Source organism: Micromonospora zhanjiangensis, assembly GCF_042650605.1.
Classification (GTDB): domain Bacteria; phylum Actinomycetota; class Actinomycetes; order Mycobacteriales; family Micromonosporaceae; genus Micromonospora_J; species Micromonospora_J zhanjiangensis.
In genome coordinates this window covers 1-20,859 of the sequence record NZ_JBHSBN010000021.1, presented here as the reverse complement: position 1 = coordinate 20,859, position 20,859 = coordinate 1, and the positions used below count along the sequence as shown (strand labels likewise).

15 protein-coding genes are annotated in these 20,859 nt (G+C 72.5%); 5 read left to right on the top strand and 10 right to left on the bottom strand.

Translation table 11 applies throughout. The annotated features are described in order from the left end of the window. Positions 1-39 precede the first annotated feature (39 nt). Entirely contained in the window at positions 40-1,830 is a 1,791-nt protein-coding gene (locus tag ACFOX0_RS24595; RefSeq protein ID WP_377550115.1) for a 3-hydroxyacyl-CoA dehydrogenase family protein, read from the top strand. A 66-nt stretch (positions 1,831-1,896) separates the two neighbouring features. Here ACFOX0_RS24595 and ACFOX0_RS24590 read toward each other — a convergent pair whose 3' ends face one another. From ACFOX0_RS24590 to ACFOX0_RS24575, 4 genes are all read right to left on the bottom strand, one after another. Further along, on the bottom strand, positions 1,897-3,708 hold the full coding sequence (locus ACFOX0_RS24590; RefSeq protein ID WP_377550113.1) for a hypothetical protein: 1,812 nt from the start codon (positions 3,706-3,708) through the stop codon (positions 1,897-1,899). 190 nt (positions 3,709-3,898) lie between these two features. Continuing rightward, on the bottom strand, positions 3,899-4,996 hold the full coding sequence (locus ACFOX0_RS24585; protein WP_377550111.1) for an FG-GAP repeat domain-containing protein: 1,098 nt from the start codon (positions 4,994-4,996) through the stop codon (positions 3,899-3,901). A gap of 140 nt (positions 4,997-5,136) precedes the next feature. Then, positions 5,137-6,249 carry an Ig-like domain-containing protein gene (locus ACFOX0_RS24580; protein ID WP_377550109.1) on the bottom strand — a complete coding sequence of 371 codons (1,113 nt, stop codon included), beginning with the start codon at positions 6,247-6,249 and terminating at the stop codon, positions 5,137-5,139. A 6-nt stretch (positions 6,250-6,255) separates the two neighbouring features. Continuing rightward, positions 6,256-7,359, bottom strand: a complete 1,104-nt coding sequence (locus ACFOX0_RS24575; protein WP_377550107.1) for an Ig-like domain-containing protein — start codon at positions 7,357-7,359, stop codon at positions 6,256-6,258. 186 nt (positions 7,360-7,545) lie between these two features. On the opposite strand from ACFOX0_RS24575, the gene ACFOX0_RS24570 reads away from it, so the two are divergent. Together ACFOX0_RS24570 and ACFOX0_RS24565 are read left to right on the top strand one after the other, a co-directional pair. After that, the gene (locus tag ACFOX0_RS24570; protein WP_377550105.1) at positions 7,546-7,872 is read left to right on the top strand and encodes a hypothetical protein; all 327 of its coding nucleotides are present in this window, start codon (positions 7,546-7,548) and stop codon (positions 7,870-7,872) included. A 69-nt stretch (positions 7,873-7,941) separates the two neighbouring features. Next, on the top strand, positions 7,942-8,760 hold the full coding sequence (locus ACFOX0_RS24565; protein ID WP_377550103.1) for an alpha/beta hydrolase: 819 nt from the start codon (positions 7,942-7,944) through the stop codon (positions 8,758-8,760). A gap of 74 nt (positions 8,761-8,834) precedes the next feature. On the opposite strand, the gene ACFOX0_RS24560 is transcribed toward ACFOX0_RS24565, so the two are convergent. From ACFOX0_RS24560 to ACFOX0_RS24535, 6 genes are read right to left on the bottom strand one after another with little or no spacing between them, the layout of a single operon-like run. After that, positions 8,835-9,824 carry a glycosyltransferase family 2 protein gene (locus ACFOX0_RS24560; protein ID WP_377550101.1) on the bottom strand — a complete coding sequence of 330 codons (990 nt, stop codon included), beginning with the start codon at positions 9,822-9,824 and terminating at the stop codon, positions 8,835-8,837. After that, entirely contained in the window at positions 9,821-10,783 is a 963-nt protein-coding gene (locus ACFOX0_RS24555) for a glycosyltransferase family 2 protein (RefSeq protein WP_377550099.1), read from the bottom strand. The genes ACFOX0_RS24560 and ACFOX0_RS24555 overlap by 4 nt, the downstream gene beginning before the upstream one ends. After that, positions 10,777-11,619 (bottom strand): glycosyltransferase family 2 protein, encoded by an 843-nt coding sequence (locus ACFOX0_RS24550; protein WP_377550098.1) that lies wholly within the window; start codon positions 11,617-11,619, stop codon positions 10,777-10,779. Before ACFOX0_RS24550 ends, ACFOX0_RS24555 begins: the two co-directional genes overlap by 7 nt. Continuing rightward, on the bottom strand, positions 11,616-13,043 hold the full coding sequence (locus ACFOX0_RS24545; RefSeq protein ID WP_377550096.1) for an O-antigen ligase family protein: 1,428 nt from the start codon (positions 13,041-13,043) through the stop codon (positions 11,616-11,618). The genes ACFOX0_RS24550 and ACFOX0_RS24545 overlap by 4 nt, the downstream gene beginning before the upstream one ends. A 34-nt stretch (positions 13,044-13,077) precedes the next feature. Beyond that, positions 13,078-14,109, bottom strand: a complete 1,032-nt coding sequence (locus ACFOX0_RS24540; protein ID WP_377550094.1) for a hypothetical protein — start codon at positions 14,107-14,109, stop codon at positions 13,078-13,080. Between the two features lie 40 nt (positions 14,110-14,149). After that, positions 14,150-15,463, bottom strand: a complete 1,314-nt coding sequence (locus tag ACFOX0_RS24535; RefSeq protein ID WP_377550092.1) for a glycosyltransferase family 4 protein — start codon at positions 15,461-15,463, stop codon at positions 14,150-14,152. A 314-nt stretch (positions 15,464-15,777) separates the two neighbouring features. On the opposite strand from ACFOX0_RS24535, the gene ACFOX0_RS24530 reads away from it, so the two are divergent. Both ACFOX0_RS24530 and ACFOX0_RS24525 read left to right on the top strand, forming a co-directional pair. Continuing rightward, positions 15,778-17,220, top strand: coding sequence for a PQQ-dependent sugar dehydrogenase (locus tag ACFOX0_RS24530; protein ID WP_377550090.1), 1,443 nt, complete (start codon positions 15,778-15,780; stop codon positions 17,218-17,220). A gap of 311 nt (positions 17,221-17,531) precedes the next feature. Then, on the top strand, positions 17,532-20,859 hold a 3,328-nt coding region (locus ACFOX0_RS24525), incomplete at its 3' end, for a PQQ-dependent sugar dehydrogenase (RefSeq protein WP_377550088.1).

Sequence of the window (20,859 nt, the reverse complement as noted above, 5' to 3'; positions counted from 1 at the left end):
CGTTCACCCGGCCGTCCGGAGGATGTGGGAGGACCGGTCGTGGCACGCGAGTTCACCAGCATCGGCGTCGTCGGGCTGGGCACGATGGGCGCCGGCATCGTCGAGGTCTTCGCCCGCAACGGCCTGGACGTGATCGCGGTGGAGATCTCCGAGGGCGCCCTGGAGCGTGGCCGGGCCACCCTCACCCGCTCCACGGACCGGGCGGTTGCCAAGGGCAAGCTCGCCGCCGCCGACCGGGACGCGCTGCTGTCCCGGGTCACCTTCGCGGTCGGGCTGGAGGCGCTGCACTCGGTCGACCTGGTGATCGAGGCGGTCCCCGAGCACCTGGACCTCAAACAGCGGATCTTCGGCGCGCTGGACCGGATCTGCAAGCCCGAAGCGATCATGGCGACCAACACCTCTTCGCTGAGCGTCACCGAGATCTCGGTGGCCACCTCCCGGCCGCACCAGGTCATCGGCGTCCACTTCTTCAACCCGGCGCCGGTCATGAAGCTGGTCGAGGTGGTCCGGACCGTGGTCACCGCGCCCGAGGTCGTCGCCGACGTCGAGGCGCTCTGCGCCCGGCTCGGCAAGGTGGACGTCACGATCAACGACCGGGCCGGCTTCATCGCCAACGCCCTGCTCTTCGGCTACCTCAACCACGCCGTCGGGATGTACGAGGCCCGCTACGCGACCCGCGAGGACATCGACGCGGCGATGAAGCTGGGCTGCGGTCTGCCGATGGGCCCGCTGGCCCTGATGGATCTGATCGGCCTGGACACCGCGTACGAGATCCTGGACACCATGTACCGGCGCGGCGGACGGGACCGTCGGCACGCGCCGGCACCGCTGATCAAGCAGATGGTCACCGCCGGGCTGCTCGGCCGCAAGTCCGGCCGCGGCTTCTACACGTACGAGCGGCCGGGCTCACCGGTGGTCGTACCGGACGACCAGACCCCGGCCCCGGCGGAGCCGGCCGCCGGCGACGGGGCCCGCGTCATCGCCAAAATTGGTGTCATCGGGTCCGGCGCCATGGCCACCGGCGTCATCGAGGTCTTCGCCCGGGCCGGCTACGAGGTCGTCTCGGTGACCCGCGGGGCCGAGAAGTCGGCCCGGGTCCGCGAGGCGGTGGAGACCTCGCTGGACAAGGCCGTGGTCCGCGGCAAGCTCGACGAGGGCGACCGGGAGGCCGCGCTGGGTCGGGTCACCTGGACGGCCGCCCTGGACCAGCTGGCCGACGTCGACCTGGTGGTCGAGGCGGTGGTCGAGGAGCTGAGCGTCAAGAAGGCGCTGTTCGCCAGCCTGGACGAGATCTGCAAGCCGGGGGTCGTGCTGGCCACCACCACCTCGTCGCTGCCGGTCATCGACGTGGCCATGGCCACCCGCCGACCCGCCGACGTGGTGGGGCTGCACTTCTTCGACCCGGCGCCGGTCATGCCGCTGGTGGAGATCGTCCGCACCATCCGTACCTCGCCGGAGACCACCGCCACCGCGCGGGCGGTCTGCGCGGCGCTGGGCAAGACCGCGGTGGTCTGCGGCGACCGGTCCGGGTTCGTGGTCAACGCGCTGCTGTTCCCGTACCTGAACGACGCGGTGAAGATGCTGGAGGCGTCGTACTCGACCGCGGACGACATCGACCACGCGATGAAGCTCGGCTGCGGCTACCCGGTGGGACCGTTCGAGCTGCTCGACGCGGTGGGTCTGGACGTGTCGCTGACCATCCAGCGGGGGCTGTACCTGGAACTGCGGGAGCCGGGGTTCGCCCCGGCGCCGCTGCTGGAGCACCTGGTGACCGCGGGCTACCTGGGCCGCAAGAGCGGCCGGGGCTTCCGAGACCACACCGGCCGCTGACCACACCGGCCGCTGACCGGCCCGCCGGCGCCGGCGGCGGTCGTCCGGCCGGGGACGGCGGGCCGGTCATCTGGCCGGGGCGGGATGGCGGGCCGTCACGTCGGCGGCCACCAGCAGGTTGATCAGGAAGGCCATGGTCGCGGCGTCCGCGTCCCGCCGGCCGGCCAGCAACTCGTCCAGCCACGCGTCGCGGACCAGCCCGACCTCGCGCAACGGGCGGACCACCGTCGGCTCGGCGCGCCAGTGCCGGACCACCAGCTCGGCCAACTCGGCGGCGCCGAGCTGCGGTCGCCGGCCGCCGGCGACCCGCTGCCGGAGCTTGCGGACCAGCTTGCCGGCGCTCACCCGGGCGACGGCGGTGCTGGTGGCCACGCTCCGCCGACCCAGCCGGGCCGGGACCAGGCCCGAGTCGAGCGGGACGGCCGCGAGTCGCGGATCGAGTCGGTGGATCAGCCGACCCGTGAGGTACGAGTCGCGTTTGTCCGCGGCGGGTGCGGTCAGCGCGAGTTGGAGGAAGCGGCGGTCCAGCATCGGGTTGACGAACCACCGTTCCACCGCGGCGACCGAGCTGTGCGTACCGGCCCAGCGCTGGGTGCGCTGCCACAGGTAGAACTCGTCGGTGGCGCGCAGCCAGTCGTCCGACAGCCCGGCGAAGCTCGCGGTCACGGCGTCCAGGGCGGCGGCCCGGGCGGCGGCGGCGAACTCCGGCCGCAGGGCGCCGGGATCGGCCCGCTCGTTGCTGAACAACCGCCAGCGGGCCAGCCGCTGGGCGAGCTGCGGCGAGGTGCCGGCGTGCCGCGGCTGCCCCAGGTAGTAGAAGCCGCGGGCGACCTCGCCGCCGAGACCGGACAGCCGGTGGTTCTGCGGCAGGTCGTCCTCGACCAGAGAGATCGGGGCCAGCGCCAACGGGCTGGCCATGCAGCCCAACGCGGTCGCCGCGGCCAGCGCGAGCCGGTGGGCCAGCGCCGGATCCACCGTCGCCCCCTCGTCGCGCCAGCGGATCCGGTGGTCCAGGCCGCACAGCCCGCTGAGCCGGGCGGCGATCCGGGACTCCACTCCACCGGGTACGTCGATGGTCAGCGCCGCCAGACCGGGCCGGCGGTACGGCGGTACGGCGGCCAGCAGCAACCGGGAGTCCTGCCCGCCGGTCAGCTGCAGCACGGTGTCCGGGTGGTCGGCGAGATACCGCTCGTGGAAGTCCCGCAGCAGCTCGGCCATCTCGGCGACGGTCTCCTCGACCGGTGGCACCCGGCCGGGCACGGCCAGCGCCTGGTCGGCGTACCGGTGGATCGCGACGGTGGCCCCGCGCAGCACCGCGACGCCGCCCGGCGGCAGCTTGCCGACGTCCCGGAACGGGGTGGCCAGGCCGATCTGCCAGCCGACCAGGCTCTGCACCCCGAGCGCGGTGGTGTCCAGGCCGGTGCCGGCCAGCGCCGCCAGCGCCGGTGCGCTGGTGCAGACGGCGGCGATACCGTCGCCCTGCCACCAGAACAGTTGCCGTAGCCCGAGCCAGTCGCAGGCCACCACGACCGGCGCGCCGGGGCCGGCGTAGTGCGCCGCCCCGAACGGGGGTAGCAGACCGGCCAGCCGATCGCCGTCGACCGCCCGCCCGTCGCCCAGCATCGCGCCGACGGCCACCATGTCGACGTCGCCCGTACGCTCCCGGACCGCCCGGGTCAACCGGCCGGTGAAGCCGAGCGGGGGATTGCCCATCGGGTCGGCCGGGTCCGGCGCGGTGTACGCGATCCAGCCGTGCTCCACCTGGTGCACGGCGGCCGGCCCGGGCCCGGCCAGGAGATCCAGGACGTCCGCCGGCGGGCCGGAGCCGGCCGGGTGCGCCGTGCCGGGGGTCAGGGAGACCGCCAGAAATGCCTTCACGATCCGGACCTCCGGAGCGGGGGGACGTCGGGCCGGGAATGTCGCACGGTGGATGGCCTTTCGTGAGGGAACGGCGCGGACCGGGTCGGGAGCTGCCCGCCCCGGCGACCGCACTGCTCAACGACCCGCCACCCCGGTCTGTCGTGGCCCCGGACGCGGCAGGCCGGCCGGTGCGGGCGACGCGGGTCGCTCAGCGGGTGAAGGTGATGGTCACCGCCGCGTTCCGGCTGCGCCCGTCGTCGGTGAGCCGGTAGACCAGCCGGTCGGCCCGGCCGCCACCCGGGTCGGGCGTGTAGACGATCCTGCCGCGGGAAACCACGGCCCGGCCGTACGCCGGTGGGGTGACGATGCTGACCGTCGCCCGGCGGGTGGCGAGGTCGTTGGCGAGCACCGCGATGACGGCGTTGGCCCGCCCGGCGGTGCGGCGGATGCTGACCCGGTCCGGGCTGGGCCGGGGGCCGGCCACGAAGGTGCCGTCACCGTTGCCGAAGAAGTGGGTGACCGTGCCGTGGTCGTCGGTGGTGACGACGTCGTCGCGACCGTCCCGGTTGAAGTCGTCCACGCCGACCGCCCAGGTACGGTCCCCGAAGGTGTCGCGCTGGAGGTCCACCTGCCGGCCGTCGTCCAGGATCACCACGACACCGGTGGTGTAACCCGGGCAACCCTCGATGTAGCCGAGTACCACGTCCGTGGCCCGGTTCCGGTTGAAGTCGGCCAGATGCGGGTCGGGCCGGCCCGAGCAGTACCGGACCGGCCCCCGGGTGAGCGTCCCGATCCCGCTGGTGAGAAAGGTCTGGAAACCGTCGCCTTGATCGGTCCACTCGTAGACGTCCTGTCGTCCGTCACCGTTGAAGTCGGCGGAGCCGATCACGCTGGGCTGGAAGATGCCCATCGCGCCGCCGACGACCCGGAAGTCCCGGATCACCAGTAGGTCGCTACCCGCCTCCGGCGGGCGGCCGGAGAACCACCCCACCACGAGATCGGTCCGGGTGCTGGAGACCCGTACGGCGGTGCCGAGGTCGGGGCAGTAGTTGCGCGCGCCCGGAAGCGTCAGGTAGACGTGCGGCTGCGGCGCCTGGTAGCCGCCGCCGGGTTTGGCCAACTCCACCACGACGGCGCAGTTCGTGACCGGGCCGGGAACCGCGTCCAGGGTGACCCGGTCGGTCAGCCCGTCACCGTTCAGGTCCGCGGCGATCGGGTCGTTCCGGCCGTCGGCGCTGGCCGGCGCCGCCGCCACACCGACCGCGAACAGCACCGCCGCCAGCACGGTTATCCACTTGCTCGGCATCGGTCGTTCCCTCCGAGTGTCGTCTGCCAGCTCGGGTGGGCTAGCTCCATTTGGCGACCATAGGAGAGCTTTATGGCTATTAGCCCGGTGCTGACGGCGATCCGACACAGGCTGACCGCCTGCCCGCTGCCCGGACGCGGTCAGGAGACGAACCTGATCCGTACCGTCGCTTTGCTGGTCTTGCCGTGGTCGTTGACCTGGTAGACGAATCGGTCGTTGTTGGCGTGGTGGGGGTTGGGGGTGTAGATGACGGCCTGGCTGGAGGTGACGTGGGCGGTGCCCTGGGTGGGTGGGGTGGTGATGGTGATGGTGGCTTGGTCGGTGACGTAGTCGTTGGCGAGGACGTCGATGGCGGTGCGTCGGCTGTCGGTGATGACGGCGAAGTCGTCGACGGCCTTCGGGGCCTTGACGAAGGTGCCGTTACCGGTGTTGATGAAGTAGTCGACCCGGCCGGTGACGAGGTTGACGGTTCGTACGTCGGGAAACTTGTCGCTGTTGGCGAACACCACTCTGGCGCTCCAGGTGATCTCCCCGCTCGGGTCCAACTGGAGCTGCCGCACGGCTCCGTCGTCGAGCACCACCACGACCCCGTTGCTGAAGTCCGCGCAGCCCTGGATGTAGGAGATCAGCACGTCCTGGGCCCGGTTGTGGTTGAAGTCCCGTAGCTGGTAGGTCAACGGGCCGGCGCACCAACTCTCCGGGCCCGGGGACAGGGTGCCGTCGCCGAAGCTGAGCATGGTCTCGAAGCCGGCGCCCTGGTCGGTGACCAGATAGATGTCCGTGCGTCCGTCGCCGTTGAAGTCCGCGTCATCCATGAAGTTGGGTAGCGCGACCCGCGCGTTCAGGCCGAACGTCGGCTGGAAGCCGCGGAGCACCAGCAGGTTGTACGGGATGGTCCCAGGCGGACCGGCGAACCAGGCGACCACGAGTTCGTCGTGTGGGTGCCCCGGATCCAGTTCGACGGCCGTTCCGATGTCCGGACAGGGCACGAGTGGACCGCCCATGTTGCCGGGGTTGAGATAGATGTAGGCGACCGGCGGGCCGAAGGTGCCGGGGCCGGTGCCGTACCGGACGACCACCGAGCAGAAGGTGGGCGGGACCTCGCCGAGGAACGCCTCGTCGAGGAACTGGTCACCGTTGAAGTTGCCGAAGATGGGCTGACCTCGGCCACCGGCCTGGGCGGCCGGGGCCCGAGCGTCCGCCGCGACCAGGGTGACCAGCAGTGCCACCATCGCGATCAGCTTGCGCCACATGGCCGGTCACCCCTGGAACCTGATTCGGACAGTGGCCATGCTGGTCCTGCCGTGGTCGGTGACCTGGTAGACGAATCGGTCGTTGTTGGCGTGGTGGGGGCGGGGGGTGTAGATGACGGTCTGGCTGGAGGTGACCTGGGCGGTGCCCTGGGTGGGTGGGGTGGTGATGCGGATGGTGGCCTGGCTGGTGACGTAGTCGTTGGCGAGGACGTCGATGGCGGTGCGGCGGCTGTCGGTGATGACGGCGAAGTCGTCGACGGCTTTGGGGGCCTGGACGAAGGTGCCGCTTCCGGTGTTGATGAAGACGTCGACCTGGCCGGTGTTCAGATTCGTGGTCTGCACGTCGGGAAGCTTGTCGCCGTTGGCGAATACGACCTTGGCGCTCCAGGCGGTCTTACGGGTGGGATCGAGCTGAAGTTGGTCGACGGCACCGTCCTCGTTCACCACCACCACGCCGTTGGCGGCGTCGGTGCACCCGTTCGTGTAGGACACCAGGGCGCTCTGGGCGCCGTTCAGGTCGAAGTCCCGCAGGTGCACGGCGGGAGTGTCGACGGAGCACCACCGCTCCGGGCCGAGCCCCTGGAAGGTCGGCGTGATGATGTAGGTCGCGTAGCCGCCCTTGCCGTACGAGTAGGGGGTGGGTATGGCGCCGGGGACGAACACGGCAGTCCCCAGGAACACCGGGGTGATCGGGCTCAGGAAGGTGGCCACCATCTGGAAGTTGGCGGCCGGGGCGAGAACGATGCGGTTGTAGGTCAGGCCCGCCGGTGGCGGCTGGCTCCAGCCGATCCACAACTCGTCCAACGCGTCGGCGTTGAAGTCGAACGCGGTGCCGACGTCCGGGCAGTTCGTGCCGACCCCGCCGGGCCGCAGGTAGATGTAGACCACCGGCGGGCTGAAGACACCGGGGGCGGCGCCGTAGGTGACGATGACCGAGCAGTAGTTGGGCGACGTGGAGCCGAGGAACGCCTGGTCGGGGAACTGGTCACCGTTGAAGTCGCCGTAGATCGGCTCGTTGACGAAGCCGGCCCGGGCCGCCGTGGCCGGCCCGGTGACCCCGGTGAGCACGGCCACCACCGACAGCATCGCCACCCGCGTGACTCGTCTCATCCGCATGGTCGACTCCCTGGGTTGCTCGCCGCGCCCGGGACGACGCACGGGCACCTGTTCGCGAACGTAGTCCTTACAATCGGATATTCGGTTCATGCTGACCGTGATCTGACATGTACGCTCCGTATCCCCCGTGCCGGGGTGCCGGCCATCGGGCCGTCGGCGACCGGGCCGTACCCTGGAAAAGTGAGTCCGCGTCGAAACCGTCCCCGCCGGGAGGACGCCAGGCCGCTCGACGGTGACCGGGCCCGGCAGGGTGTCGACGCGGTCCAGTCCTGGCGGGACGGCGAGTGGCAGGTGCGCGGCGTTTCGGGCGGCGGCGCCACCAAGACGTATCGGTGTCCGGGTTGCGACCAGGAGATCCGGCCGGGTGTCCCGCATCTGGTGGCCTGGCCCGCCGACGACCGGGGTGACCTGACCGACCGGCGGCACTGGCACGCCGGCTGCTGGCGCGCGCGCGACCGGCGTGGACCCAATCCTCAGCGCGGGCACGGCGCGCCCCGCTACGGCTGATCAGGGATCTTGGTCACCTCATGGCCGCTCGACCTGACGGGCCGGCCGGATCCGGGACAGACTTGTCCGGTGAGCGAAGTCATCCGCGCCTCGTCCATCCTGCCCGGCCGCCGGGAGGACATCGAGCTGCACACCGCCGACGGCCTGCGGCTGGTCGGCGAACTGGCCCGACCGGCCGACCGGGACCCGGTGGGCACGCTGATCTGCCTGCACCCGCTGCCCACCCACGGCGGGATGATGGACAGCCACGTCTTCCGCAAGGCCGCCTGGCGGCTGCCCGCGCTGGCCGATCTGGCCGTGCTCCGGTTCAACACCCGGGGCACCAGCAGCGTCCGGGGGACCAGCGAGGGGGCGTTCTCCGGCGCGGTCGACGAGCGGTACGACGTCGCGGCGGCGATCGAGTACGCCGAGTTCGCCGACCTGCCCAACCGCTGGCTGCTCGGCTGGTCGTTCGGCACCGACCTGGCCCTGAAACACGGCTGCGACCCGGCGGTCGAGGGGGCGATCCTGCTCTCCCCGCCGCTGCGCTTCGCCGAGCCCGCCGACCTGGCCGCCTGGGCGGAGTCCGGCAAGCCACTGGTCGCCCTGGTCCCGGAGTTCGACGACTACCTGCGCCCGGAGGAGGCCCGACGCAAATTCGCGGCGGTGCCGCAGGCCGAGGTGATCGGGGTGCCGGGGGCCAAGCACCTGTGGGTGGGCGACGCCGAGACCGTGCTCGACGAGGTGGTCCGCCGGGTCAACCCGGCGGCGCCGGTGCCGCTGCCGCAGACCTGGGACGGTCCGATGGAGACCGGCGACGCCAGCGCGTACGCCGACCGGACGGTGGCCGCCTTCGCCGACCGCCCGGTGGACGGTCCGCCCCAGCGCCGGGCCGACGCCGCGGACTGACCGTCGGGGCCGTCGGCGGTGTGCCGAGCCGCGCGGTGGCCCGTGGGTGAAACCGACCGGCTGCGACGAGATCGTCACGTGGTCGGCGCGTCCGTCGGGTGCGGGGTGACGAGTCGTACGGCCGGGAGGTGCTCCGGCGGCGGCCAGCCGGCCAGCCACTCGGCCCGCCGGTGCCACACCTCACGCCAGTAGCCGGCCCGTCCGGTCAGCCGGGCGCCGGCCGCGCGGGCCGCGACGCCGGTGGCCAGCAGCGCCCGCCCGGCCGCTGCCCGGGGCACCGACCAGTGCGACCGCAGGTACGTCACCTTGCCGCGCAGCACCATCACCCGCTTGCCGCCGCTGGTGGAGGCGCCCCCACCGACGTGCAGCAACCGGGCGGTCGGCACCAACGCCGGTCGGGCGCCGCGCCGCGCCGCCCGGACGCACAGGTCGATGTCCTCGCTGTACATGAAGTACTCCGGGGCGAAGCCGCCCAACTCGGCGAAGAGCGCCCGCTCCACCAGCAGCAGGCAGCCGGACACCGCCGGCACGGTGGCCGCCGTGGACCGGGACAGGCCGGGCAGTTCCTCCGGGTTCACCAGCCGGGAGCGCCGGAACAGGGTGGACAGGCCGACCGCGAAACAGGCGTACGACCAGAGGCCCGGCAGGCCGAAGACCGAGTGCCCGTCGTCGGTGCCGTCCGGGCGCAGGGTGCGGCCGGTGTAGATCCCGTGCTCCGGGTTGGCCGAGGCGAACCGCACCAGCTCGGCGATGACGTCGCCCACCGGCTCGGTGTCCGGGTTGACCAGCAGCACCCATCGACCGTGGGCCCGTTCCGCGCCCACGTTGACGGCGCGGCCGAAGCCGACGTTACGGGCCAGCCGGACCACCCGTACGGCGGGGAACTCGGCGCGGATCGCCTCGGCCGAGCCGTCCGTGGAGGCGTTGTCCACCACGATCACCTCGTACGGCACGGCGGACGGGGTGCCGAGCAGCCCGGTCAGCGCCCGTCGGGTCAACTCCCGGGTCTGGTAGGTCACCATGACCACGCTGACCGCCGGCGTCATCGGTTCCGCCGGCGTCATCGGTTCTGCCCGGCGGCGAGCGTGCGGCTCGACTCGTCGCGTCCCCAGTTGGCCCGGGTGGCGGGCCGGCGCGACGACCGTTCGGCGATCAGCGTCAGCACCGCGTAGCAGGCGCCGGCCGGCAACAACCAGGGCCGGGGCAGCACCACGTCGAACAGCCAGGAGGCCCGCCGGGAGCCGCGGACCGTCGGGCCGGTGGTCCGCAGCATGGCGTTGCCCGCGCGCAGCCGGCCCAACCGGCGCAGCAGATGCCGGGTCCGCAACGGGGTGGCCACCACGGACACCGCCCCGGCCACCTCCCGCTTCTCGGCCGGCGCGAAGAGCGAGTCGAGGAACAGGTCGTCGGCGGTGATCGCCGGGAAGCACTCGAACCGGGCCCGCCCGGCCCGGGACAGCGCGATCACCCCGCGCCCGAACAGCGCCTGCCGGAAGGCAGGCAGTCGCCCGTTGACGGCGTAGTAGGCCCGGACCAGCAACGGCCGGCCGGCGGTGTCCAGCACCCGCCGCGGCACCGCCGCGAGCACCGGCCCGCCCGTACCGGCCGGGTCCCCGCCACGGTCCGGCCCGGCGGTGTCCGGCTCGGCGGTGTCCGGTCCGGTGGCGGTCGGTCCGGTGGCGGTCGGCCGGGTGTCGGTGAGCGCCGCGGCCAGGGCGCGGGCGCCGGCGGTGGTCAGCTCCACGTCCGCGTCCAGGTAGATCCGCGGGAAGGCCGCCGCCACCTCGTCGGCGGCGTTCAGGGCCGCGGCCTTCGAGGCCACCGGGATCTCGACGACGTCGACCCCGGGTACGGTCCGGGCCACCAGCGCGGTGTCGTCGGTGCACCCGTTGGCGGCGACGATCACCTCGAACTCGCCGGGCGTCGCGTCGGCGAGTAGCCGGGCCAGGCACCGGCCCAGCAGGGCCGCCTCGTTGTGCGCGGGAATCACCACGCTGGCCGTCACCGCGCCGGGCGTCACCACGGTGCCCGTCCGGTCAGGGCGAACCGCAGCCGGCGCGCGGCGTTGCGGCGGCGCATCCGCCAGCCCTCGAGGTCCCGCAGGTCGAGGCTGGCCTCCTGGACCAGCCGGGCCGACCGGCGCATGTGCTCGGTCCATTCCCGGATCGTCGTGACGCCGGTGTCGCGCGCCGACAGCGGCCGGCGGGCCATCAGGTCGGCGTCGGTCCGGTAGATCGTGTTCGGGCTGCGCGGATCGTCCATGTGGTCCTCTCGGATGAACGGGTGGTACCAGCCGTTGACCCAGCCGAGCCGGGCCGCGCGCCGGCACCAGCGGGTGAACGAGTCGTCCGCGCCGATCGGACCGACCTGCCGGACCACCTCCCGCTTGACCAGGTAACCGCTGCCCTGCACCCAGTGGTTGCGCATCAGCCGGTGACCGCCGGGGTAGCCGGCCAGCTTCCGGTCGATCAGGTCCGGCACGGAGTCCTCCTCGGGGAACCGCCAGGCGCCGATCGCGCCGAACTCCGGTACGTCCTCGTGCGCCCGGCGCAGCACGGTGACCCAGTCTGGCCGCTCCAGGCAGTCGTCGTCGACCTTGCCGAGCAGGCTGCCGGTGGCCTCGGCCCACAGCCAGTTGGTCGGCTCCCGCAGCCCGGCGTTGGCCTCGCTGTGCCGGAACCGGTGCAACCGAGGGTGGTTTCGGAACTCGCGGATCACCTCCAACGTGGCCCGGTCGGTGCCGTTGTGCCAGAGCCAGACCCGGGCGTCGGACGGGCAACTGGCGAGCAGGCCGGGCAGCGAGATCCGGACGTACTCGGCCCGGTTGTAGGTGATCATCAAGATGTCGACGCCGGTCATCCGCGCGTACCTCCGTTCATCCGTTCGGCCCGGGTCACCCGCCAGAGCGCCCCGGTGAGGCCGAGGAGCAGGTGCAGGGTGATGAAGTAGGTGGTGAAGTAGAGCGCGTCGTAGGTGAACGCGGTGGTGGCGGCGACGCCGAGGGCGACCGCAAGCACCGCGGCCAGGTCCCGGTCGCGCGGGTCGGCGGCGAACCGGCGGACCCGGCCGGCGAGGACGATCCCGGACAGGAAGAACAGGGCCAGCGCGACGACCCCGACGATGCCGGTGGTGACCAGGGTGCCCAGCCACTGGTTGTCCAGCAGTTGGTACAGCTCGGGCAGCCAGGTGCCGGTGCCCCGGCCGAGCCAGGGGCGTTCCCGGACGAACGGGGCAACGAAGGCGTAGTCCTCCAGCCGTCCCCGTACGCTCGGGTCCCGGTCGCCGGCCAGGATCAGCGACCGCAGGGTGGCCAGCAGGCCCGGCCGCAGGACCTGCACGGTGGCCGCCAGGCCGACCCCGACCAGCACCACGTTGACCGTGGTACGCAGCGGCCAGCACAGCGCGAACAGCAGGATGGCCGCGGCCAGGGCGAGCACCCCGGTACGGGACAGCGAGATCGGCACCACCCCGGCCAGCAGCATGGCCAATCCGCCGTAGAGCTGCCGGTCCCGCCGGGCGGTCGAGAAGCGCGCGTAGTGGACGGCGACCACCAGACCGATCACCATCAGCACGCTGAATTCGATGTAGTGCCCGGCGGTGCCCGCCACCCGGAACAGCCCGTCGCCGCCCCGGGCGTTCAGACCGATCAGCGCGTCGCGTTGGAACACCAGCAGCGGTGGGAGGCGGATGTCGGCCGTCAGGTCCCGTTTCAGCGTGAACTGGCTCAACGCGAACAGCGCCATCACGCCGCAGCACCAGCACAGCCCGCGCAGCACCCGGTCGATCCGCTCCCGGGTGCGCAGCCCGTCGGCGGTGGCCAGCAGCACGCCGGCACCGGCGAGCGCGATCAGCATGGTCCGGTCCGCGCCGTTGGACTCCAGCCGGGACAGGCCGCGGGCCTGCCCGACGAGGTAGGAGACGGCCAGGGTGGCGAGATAGCCGGCCAGCACCCAGCGCATCGGCTGCCGGCCCCGGGTGACCAGGTGGGGGTGCAGCCGGCTGAGCGACCACCAGACCAGCAGGCCGAGGCCGACCAGGATGCCCGGCTTCCCGACGATCGCCAGCGGCGGGAAGATCAACCGGGAGGGCAGGACGTAGGCCAGGACCACCGCCGCGAGCACCCCGGCCGTCGCGTCGGGGAGGCGCCGGACGACCGGCGTCGTCCCGTCGTAGACGGTGCCGGCCGGTCGGACGGTGCCGGCCGGTTGATCGGTGCCGGTGGGTTGGCCGGTCCCGGTGGGTTGGCCGATGCCGGCCCGGCGGGCCGCAGGTGGGGTCTGCACGTCGATGGCTCCGCAGCGCGCCGTCGTGGTGGACTCAGCGGTCCGGGGTCTCGCCGGCCCGGCGGGCGGCGGTGAACAGCGCGTGCTGTCCGCTGCCCGGCGGCTGCGGCCGCCGGCCGGTACGGGCCGCCGGTGCCACGGCCGGCACCGGCTTGCGGGCGTTCGTCGGTCGGGCATTGGTCGCCTGGCCGGCGGTGGCCTGGTCAACTGTCGCCTGGTCAGCGGTCGCATGGTCAACCGTCGCCTGGTCGGCGGCTTCCGCGGGGGTCGGTCCGGCGGGCAGCGGGGACGGCGTCCGGGCCGCCACGGCGGTCTGCCCGGCCGGTCCGGACGCGGGTACGGCCGGCCCCGACCCGATCGCCGCCGGGCCGGGGTCCGCCCGCCGTGGGCCGACGCCGGCCCGGCCGGTGTGCTCACCGGCGGCCCGCCGGGTCCGCCGGGCCGCCGTCCGGCGCTCCGCGCGGCGCCGGGCCACGGCGTCGAAGACGGTGGCGGCGGCCGCGGCGAGCAGCAGCCCGATGACCGCCGCCACGATCTGGAACCGGAGCACCCGGGAGGTGGACCGGGTGACGTTCAGCCCCGAGTCGAGCACCTCGGTGGTGATCTGCTCACCGGCCTTGGGCTCGTACCCGGCCTGTTGCCGGGCGACCTCGTCGGCGATCAGCTTGTTGACCGCCTGGATGGTGGTCGCCGCGGTCGACCGGTCGGCCGCCGTGACGTCGACGGTCAGGATCGAACTGCGGCTGACCAACGCGACGGTGTAATCCGGGTCGCCACCGAGGGCGGCCACCCGGGTGCGTACGTCCTGGGCCGAGACGGCGATCTGGACGGCCTGCGCCATGGCGTTGACCCCGACCGCCAGCCACGGGTTGCCGGGCCTGGGTGTCCCGGTGGTCGTCCGGGCCGGCGCGACGGTCGGCGGGACGAGGACCACCGCGGCCGACCCCTTGTACTCCGGGGTGATCGAGACGCCGAGCGCCACCGCCGTCGCGAGGGTGAGCACGACGGCCGGCACCGTGACGTACCACCGTCGGGCGACGAGCTTCAGCAGGTCGAGCAGGTCCATGGGGGAGGGCCCTCCAGTGGTCGCAATGGCGCCGGACCGGTCAACGGGGTTGACCCGGGATATGGCGCACGGAATCGGTCCCGTTACTCAGAGCAGTCGAGTTGTAACGCAAATCCGATGGCGTCAGCAATCGGCGCCAGAGTCGGATGTATGACTTCACCTGGTGGTCCCAGGCGAGTTCCTCGGTGAACCGCCGCCGTGCCACCTCCCGCATCGCGGTCCGTCCGGCCACGTCGCTGAGCAGTTGGTCGAGCGCCCGGGCCAGCTCGTCCGGGCTGCCGGTGGGCACGTACCGGGCCGCCGAACCCGCGGTGCGGCGGGTCTCCAGCAGGTCGGCGGCCACCACCGGCAGGCCGCGGGCGACGTACTCCACGGTCTTGGCCATTGTGGACAGCTCGGCCATCGGGCTGGGCGGATCCGGTTGCAGGGCGATCGAGGCCGACCGCAGCAGCGCGTCGACCTGGTCGGCCTCCAGCCAGCCGGTGAACGCCACCACGTCGTCCACGGCGCGCTCGGCGGTCAGCCGCCGCAGGTCGGCCAGCGAGTCACCGTCGCCGGCCACCACCAGGCGCCAGTCGTCGGCCGGGCGCAGGGCGCGCAGCCGTTCGGCGGCCAGCACCGCGAGGTCGACGTGGTCCTGCGGGTTGATCACGCCGAGGTAGACGATGGTGTGCCGGGTCGCGTCGGCGGTGGTCGCCCGGGCACCGCCGGTGCCGGCGGGGCCGCGCGGCGCCGGCACGGTGGAGCCGACCGCACCGACCTCCGCCAGGGTCGGCCCGTTGCGCACCACGACCACCCGGTCGGGATCGCAACCGCCCCGGTTGATCGCCAACTCCCGGTACGACTCGTTGGTGGCCACCACGGCCGAGGCGCAGCGCCAGGAGAGCCGTTCCAGCAGCCGCAGTACGGCCAGCACCGACCGCCGGGGCCGGTCGGTCTTGCACTGGTACAACTCCGGGCTCAGGTCGTGATGATCGAAGACGAACGGCCGGCCCAGCGCCCGCACCACCAGCCCGACCACCCAGAAGACGTCCGGCGGGTTGCACGCCTGGACCCCGTCCACCCGGTCGCGCAGCATGATCCCGATCAACCGGCCGGTCACGGCGAGCAGCGCCCAACCGAACTCGGCGGCGAAGGAGAGCACCCCGGCGCCGGCCAGGGGTTGCGGGAACGACCGGATCCGGGTGGCCGTGGTGCCGGGCAACCGGGTCAGCCCGCGCGGACCGCGCGGGCAGATCACGCTGACCCGGTAGCCGGCGGCCTCCAGCGCCTGGCACTCCCGGATGACCCGGCGGTCCCGCTCGGCGGGAAGGTTGACCACGATGATGACGACGTGCTGGCGCCGGTCGGCCATGTTCTGCTACCTCGCATCGTCCCTGCGGCGGCGGACGAACTACGGCTGGAAAATGCGGCTGACCAGCCGCTTCGTCCCCTGCATGCCAGCACGAACCTTGCTCGATCGGGGTGAACAGGGCAAGTTACCGAGTTAGCGAGTCTTGTCGCTTTATTTACAGATCAACACCGCTAATCCGGCACATCACGTCCGATCGTCGACTAAGAGCGCGTCGCTCCCGCGACAGCGCGCGACCTCGTCCGGCGCCGACGCTGATGCTCGACCGCACCGCGTCGACCAGGAAGAACGCGGCAGTACCGGTAGAGGAGCAGGAGATGTCCCGAGCGTTCCGCCGCATCCTGACGGCGATCGTCGCCGTCGCTCTCGGCGTACCGGTGATGGCGGCACCGACCGGGGCGGCACCGACCGGGGCGGCCGCCGGCCGCGTGCCGGCGGATGGCTCGGCGCTGCCGCCCGGCTTCGTCGACCAGACGGTCTTCACCGGGCTGGTCGCGCCGACCGCGGTGGCCTTCTCGCCGGACGGACGGGTGTTCGTCGCGGAGAAGCGCGGCACCATCAAGATCTTCCACGGCCTGACCGACACCACCCCGATCGTCTTCGCGGACCTGAGCCGCAACGTGTACGACTACGAGGACCTCGGCCTGATCGGGCTGGCTCTGCCGGCCGGCTTCCCGCGCGACCCGTACGTCTACGTCAGCTACACCTACGACGCCCCGATCGGCGGTGTCGCACCGGTCTACAACGACACCTGCCCGGCGCTGTACAACTGCCTCGCCAGCGGGCGGCTCTCCCGGCTGCGGATCTCGGGCAACACCTTGGTCGGATCCGAGCAGGTGTTGCTGAACGACTGGTGCCAGCAGAGCGACACGCACTCAATGGGTGACGTGCTGTTCGGCCCGGACGGGTCGCTCTACGTCGCCGGTGGCGACGGCGCCTCCGGTGACGCCGTCGACTACGGGCAACTCGGCCATCCGACCAACCCGTGCGGCGATCCACCGGCCCCGGTCGGCGGCATGATGATGCCGCCCACCGCGCAGGGCGGCGCGCTCCGGTCGCAGGATATCCGCACCCCCGCCGACCCGACCGGATTGTCCGGCACGGTGATCCGCGTCAACCCGCCCAGCGGGGCGCCCCTACCCAGCAACCCGCTCTACGGCAGCCGCGACCGCAACGTCCAGCGGATCGTGGCGTACGGGCTGCGCAACCCGTTCCGGCTGACCTTCCGGCCCGGCACCGGTGAGATCTGGATCGCCGACGTCGGCTTCCGTACCTGGGAGGAGATCGACCGGATCGTCGATCCGGTCGCCGGACCGGTCCACAACTACGGCTGGCCCTGCTACGAGGGAATGCTACGGCAGCCGGTCTACGACGCGGTCAACCTCAGTCTCTGCGAGAGCCTGTACGCGGCCGGCCCGGCGGCGGTGACCCCGCCGTTCTACACCTACGCGCACAACCAAATGATCACCCCGGTCGACACCTGTGCGGCCAACCGCGGCGCGATCGGCGGACTGACGTTCTCCCCGACCACCGGCGGCGGCTATCCCGCGACCTACCGGGGAGCGTTGTTCTTCACCGACTACCTGCGTACCTGCGTGTGGGCGATGCTGCCGGGCGTCGGCGGCGTACCGGACCCGACGCAGATCCTCGCCTTCGGCCGCACCAGCGGCCTGCCGGTGCAACTGGTGACCGGACCCGGCGGCGACATCTACTACGTGAGCATCACCGGCGGTGCGGTCCACCGGTTCGTCTACCGGTGAGCCGGTGCCGCCCGCTCCGGCCGGCGCGACGCGGCGCCGCGTGCGGGGGCGGCCGCGCCAGCCCGGCGCTGCACCGGGCGCCATGAGCGACGACGCGCCGCGTGCGGGGGCGGTCGGTGTCCGACCGGGTGCCGGGAATGCCGGTTCGGCCGATCGCCGGCGCCCCGGTCGGTGACCGAATGTGTCCGGTCACCCCACCCGCCCGGGTCCGCCACCCGACAGCCGGCCGACGGTCCGCCGTAGATGCTCTGATCAGGTAATTCACCGGATTCCCCTGCCGGTGTCCGACCGGGTCGACCGGGGGGTTCACGATGTTCCGTACCACGAGCCGCGCACTGTCCGTCACGCTGGCGGCCGCGTTGTCGGTGAGCACGCTGACCGGGTTGCCGCCCGGCGGCGCCGAGCCCGCCGGCGCGGCCCCGCCGGCGGGCTTCACCGAGCAGGTGGTGCTGTCCGGGCTGACCCGACCCACCAAGCTGCTCTTCGCGCCGGACGGGCGGGTGTTCGTGGGGCAGAAGAACGGCGTGATCAAGGTCTACGACAGCCTGGCCGACACCACCGCCACCGTCGTGGCCGACCTGAGCTCCGAGGTGTACGACTACGAGGACCTGGGCCTGATCGGGCTGGCCGTACCGCCGGACTTCCCGGCCAACCCGTACCTGTACGTCAGCTACACCTACGACGGGCGGATCGGTGGCCCGGCGCCGGTCTACAACGACCGCTGCGGCTCGGCGAACAACTGCGTGGCCAGCAGCCGGCTGTCCCGGTTGCGGTTGAACGGGGACGTGATGACCGGCGCCGAGCAGGTGCTGCTGCACGACTGGTGCCAGCAGATCGAGAGCCACTCGATCGGTGCCGTCGGCTTCGGCCCGGACGGCAAGCTCTACGTCAGCGGCGGCGAGGGCGCCTCGGCCACCTTCGTGGACTACGGCCAGGCCGGCAGCCCGAGCAACCCGTGCGGCGACCCGCCGGCCGCGGCCGGCGGCCCGATGACCCCACCCACCGCCGAGGGCGGTGCGCTGCGCAGCCAGGACCTGCGTACCCCCGGCGACCCGACCGGGTTGTCCGGGACGCTGCTGCGGCTCGACCCGGTCACCGGCGCCGCCCCGCCGGACAACCCGCTGGCCGGCAACGCCGACCCGAACACCCGGCGGATCGTCGCGTACGGGTTGCGCAACCCGTTCCGGTGGACCTTCCGACCGGGTACGAGGGAGGTGTGGGCCGGTGACGTCGGTTGGCGTACCTGGGAGGAGATCGACCGGATCGCCGACCCGGCGGCCGGTCCGGTGCGCAACTACGGCTGGCCCTGCTACGAGGGGAACAACCGGCAGAACGGGTACGACGGCGCCAACCTCAACCTGTGCGAGAGCCTGTACGGCGCGGGCGGTTCGGTGGTGACCCCGCCCTACTACACGTACCAGCACAGCCAGCAGGTGGTGGCCGGGGAGAGCTGCCCGACCGGCGGCTCGTCCCCCAGCGGGGTGGCCTTCTACCCGGCCACCGGCGGCAACTACCCGGCCTCGTACGCCGGGGCGCTGTTCTTCGCCGACTACTCGCGCGGCTGCATCTGGGCCATGCCGACCGGCGCGAACGGCCTGCCCGACCCGGCCCGGATCATCTCCTTCGCGCCGACCGCGGCCACCCCGGTGGACCTGCAGATCGGGCCGGACAACGACCTCTACTACGTCGACCTGGCCGGTGGCACGGTACGCCGGTTCCACTACAACTCCGGCAACCAACCGCCGGTGGCCGACATCACCGCCACCCCCACCTCGGGCACGGCGCCGCTGCGGGTGACCTTCGACGGCACCGGCTCCACCGACCCGAACGCCGGGGACATCCTCAGCTACCGCTGGGACTTCACCTCCGACGGCAGGTACGACGCGACCGGCGGCACCGCCGCGTACACCTACTCCGTGCCGGGCACCTACTCGGCCACCCTGCAGGTGACCGACCTGGGTGGACTGGTCAGCACCAGATCGGTGCAGATCCTGGTCTCCACCGGCGCACCGGTGCCGGTGATCGACACCCCGGCCAGCACGCTGCGCTGGCGGGTGGGCCAGACGGTCCGGTTCAGCGGGCACGCCACCGACCCGCAGGACGGCACGCTGCCCGCCAGCAAACTGTCCTGGGAACTGGTCAACCGGCACTGCGACAACACCGGCAGCTGCCACACACACGTCGTCCGGAGCGATGTCGGGGTGGCGGCGGGCTCGTTCGTGGCGCCGGACCACGAGTACCCGTCGCATCTGGAGTTGACCCTGACCGCGACCGACAGCGTGGGCCTGACCGGCAGCACCACCCTCCGGCTGGACCCGCAGACGGTCAACCTGACCGTGGCCACCGACCCGCCCGGGTTGCAGGTGACCGCCAACGGCGCGAGTTACACCGGTCCCGCGGCCGTCACCGTCATCGTCGGCTCGACCAACACGCTCAGCGCGCCGAGCCCGCAGTCGACCAGCAGCACCGCGTACGTCTTCAACGGCTGGTCGGACGCCGGCGCGCAGACCCACGTGGTGACCGCCCCGGCGACCGCGACCGCCTACACGGCGGCCTTCACCAGTTCCGGCGGCTGCGCGGACAGCTTCGGCTACACCTGCGCGACGGCGGCCCGGCCGTTCGAACCGGCCGACACCACGGTGCTGCCGTTGACCGGCGACGACGCGATCATTAAGGTCACCCTGCCGTTCCCGGTCCGGTTCTACGGGCAGAGCTACACCAGCGCCTGGGTGGACATCAACGGCAAGCTGTCGTTCACCGACCCGGGCCGCTCGTGGGGGGTGAACACCGCCGTCCCGGACCCGGCCGTGCCGAACGCCGTCGTCTACCCGTTCTGGGACGACCTGCGGGTGTGGCCGGACTCCAGCGTCCGTACGGCGGTGATCGGGGCCGCGCCGGACCGCCGGTTCGTGGTCGAGTGGCACAACGTCGGGATGTACGGCTCGACGTCGGCCCGGATCAGCGTCGAGGCGAGCATCGCCGAGTCGGGTCAGATCGTCTTCAACTACGCCGACCTGGCCGGGAACCGGGAACGGGGGGACTCGGCCACGGTCGGGATCGAGAACGCCACCGGGACGGTCGCCCTGCAGTACTCGCTCAACCAGCCGGTGCTGGCCAACAACCGGGCGGTGATCTTCACGCCGCCGGCGCCGCCGCCGACCACCGGCACCGTCACCGGCGTGGTGACCGACGCGGTGACCGGCCAGCCGATCCAGGGCGCGGCGGTCAGCCTGACCCCGGGCGGCCGGTCGGAGAGCACGGCGGCGGACGGTACATACACGTTCGGCGAGGTGCCGCCGGGGGCGTACACGGTGTCCGCCTCGGCGGCCGGCGACCTGCGCGGCTCGGCCATGGTGACCGTGGTCGCCGGGGTCACCCGCCGGGTGGACCTGGCGCTGACCGGGGCCCCGCCGACGCTGACCACGTACACCAGGACCACCGAGCCGCGACCGTTCCTGCCCGCCGACGACACCGTGTTGCCGCTGACCGGCGACGACGCGGTCACCCAGGTGAGCTGCCCGTTCCCGGTGCCGTTCTACGGCAAGACGTACGCCGGCGCCTGGGTGTCCACCAACGGCTTCCTGTCGTTCGCCGGCCCGGGCGGAGCGCAACCGGTCAACACGTCGGTGCCCACCGCCG

Bases quoted from the DNA above. Each gene is read 5' to 3' on its own strand.
- ACFOX0_RS24585 (WP_377550111.1), bottom strand. From the start codon at position 4,996: ATGCCGAGCAAGTGGATAACCGTGCTGGCGGCGGTGCTGTTCGCGGTC.
- ACFOX0_RS24580 (WP_377550109.1), bottom strand. From the start codon at position 6,249: ATGTGGCGCAAGCTGATCGCGATGGTGGCACTGCTGGTCACCCTGGTC.
- ACFOX0_RS24575 (WP_377550107.1), bottom strand. From the start codon at position 7,359: ATGAGACGAGTCACGCGGGTGGCGATGCTGTCGGTGGTGGCCGTGCTC.
- ACFOX0_RS24560 (WP_377550101.1), bottom strand. From the start codon at position 9,824: ATGACGCCGGCGGAACCGATGACGCCGGCGGTCAGCGTGGTCATGGTG.
- ACFOX0_RS24550 (WP_377550098.1), bottom strand. From the start codon at position 11,619: ATGACCGGCGTCGACATCTTGATGATCACCTACAACCGGGCCGAGTAC.
- ACFOX0_RS24540 (WP_377550094.1), bottom strand. From the start codon at position 14,109: ATGGACCTGCTCGACCTGCTGAAGCTCGTCGCCCGACGGTGGTACGTC.
- ACFOX0_RS24535 (WP_377550092.1), bottom strand. From the start codon at position 15,463: ATGGCCGACCGGCGCCAGCACGTCGTCATCATCGTGGTCAACCTTCCC.
- ACFOX0_RS24530 (WP_377550090.1), top strand. From the start codon at position 15,778: ATGTCCCGAGCGTTCCGCCGCATCCTGACGGCGATCGTCGCCGTCGCT.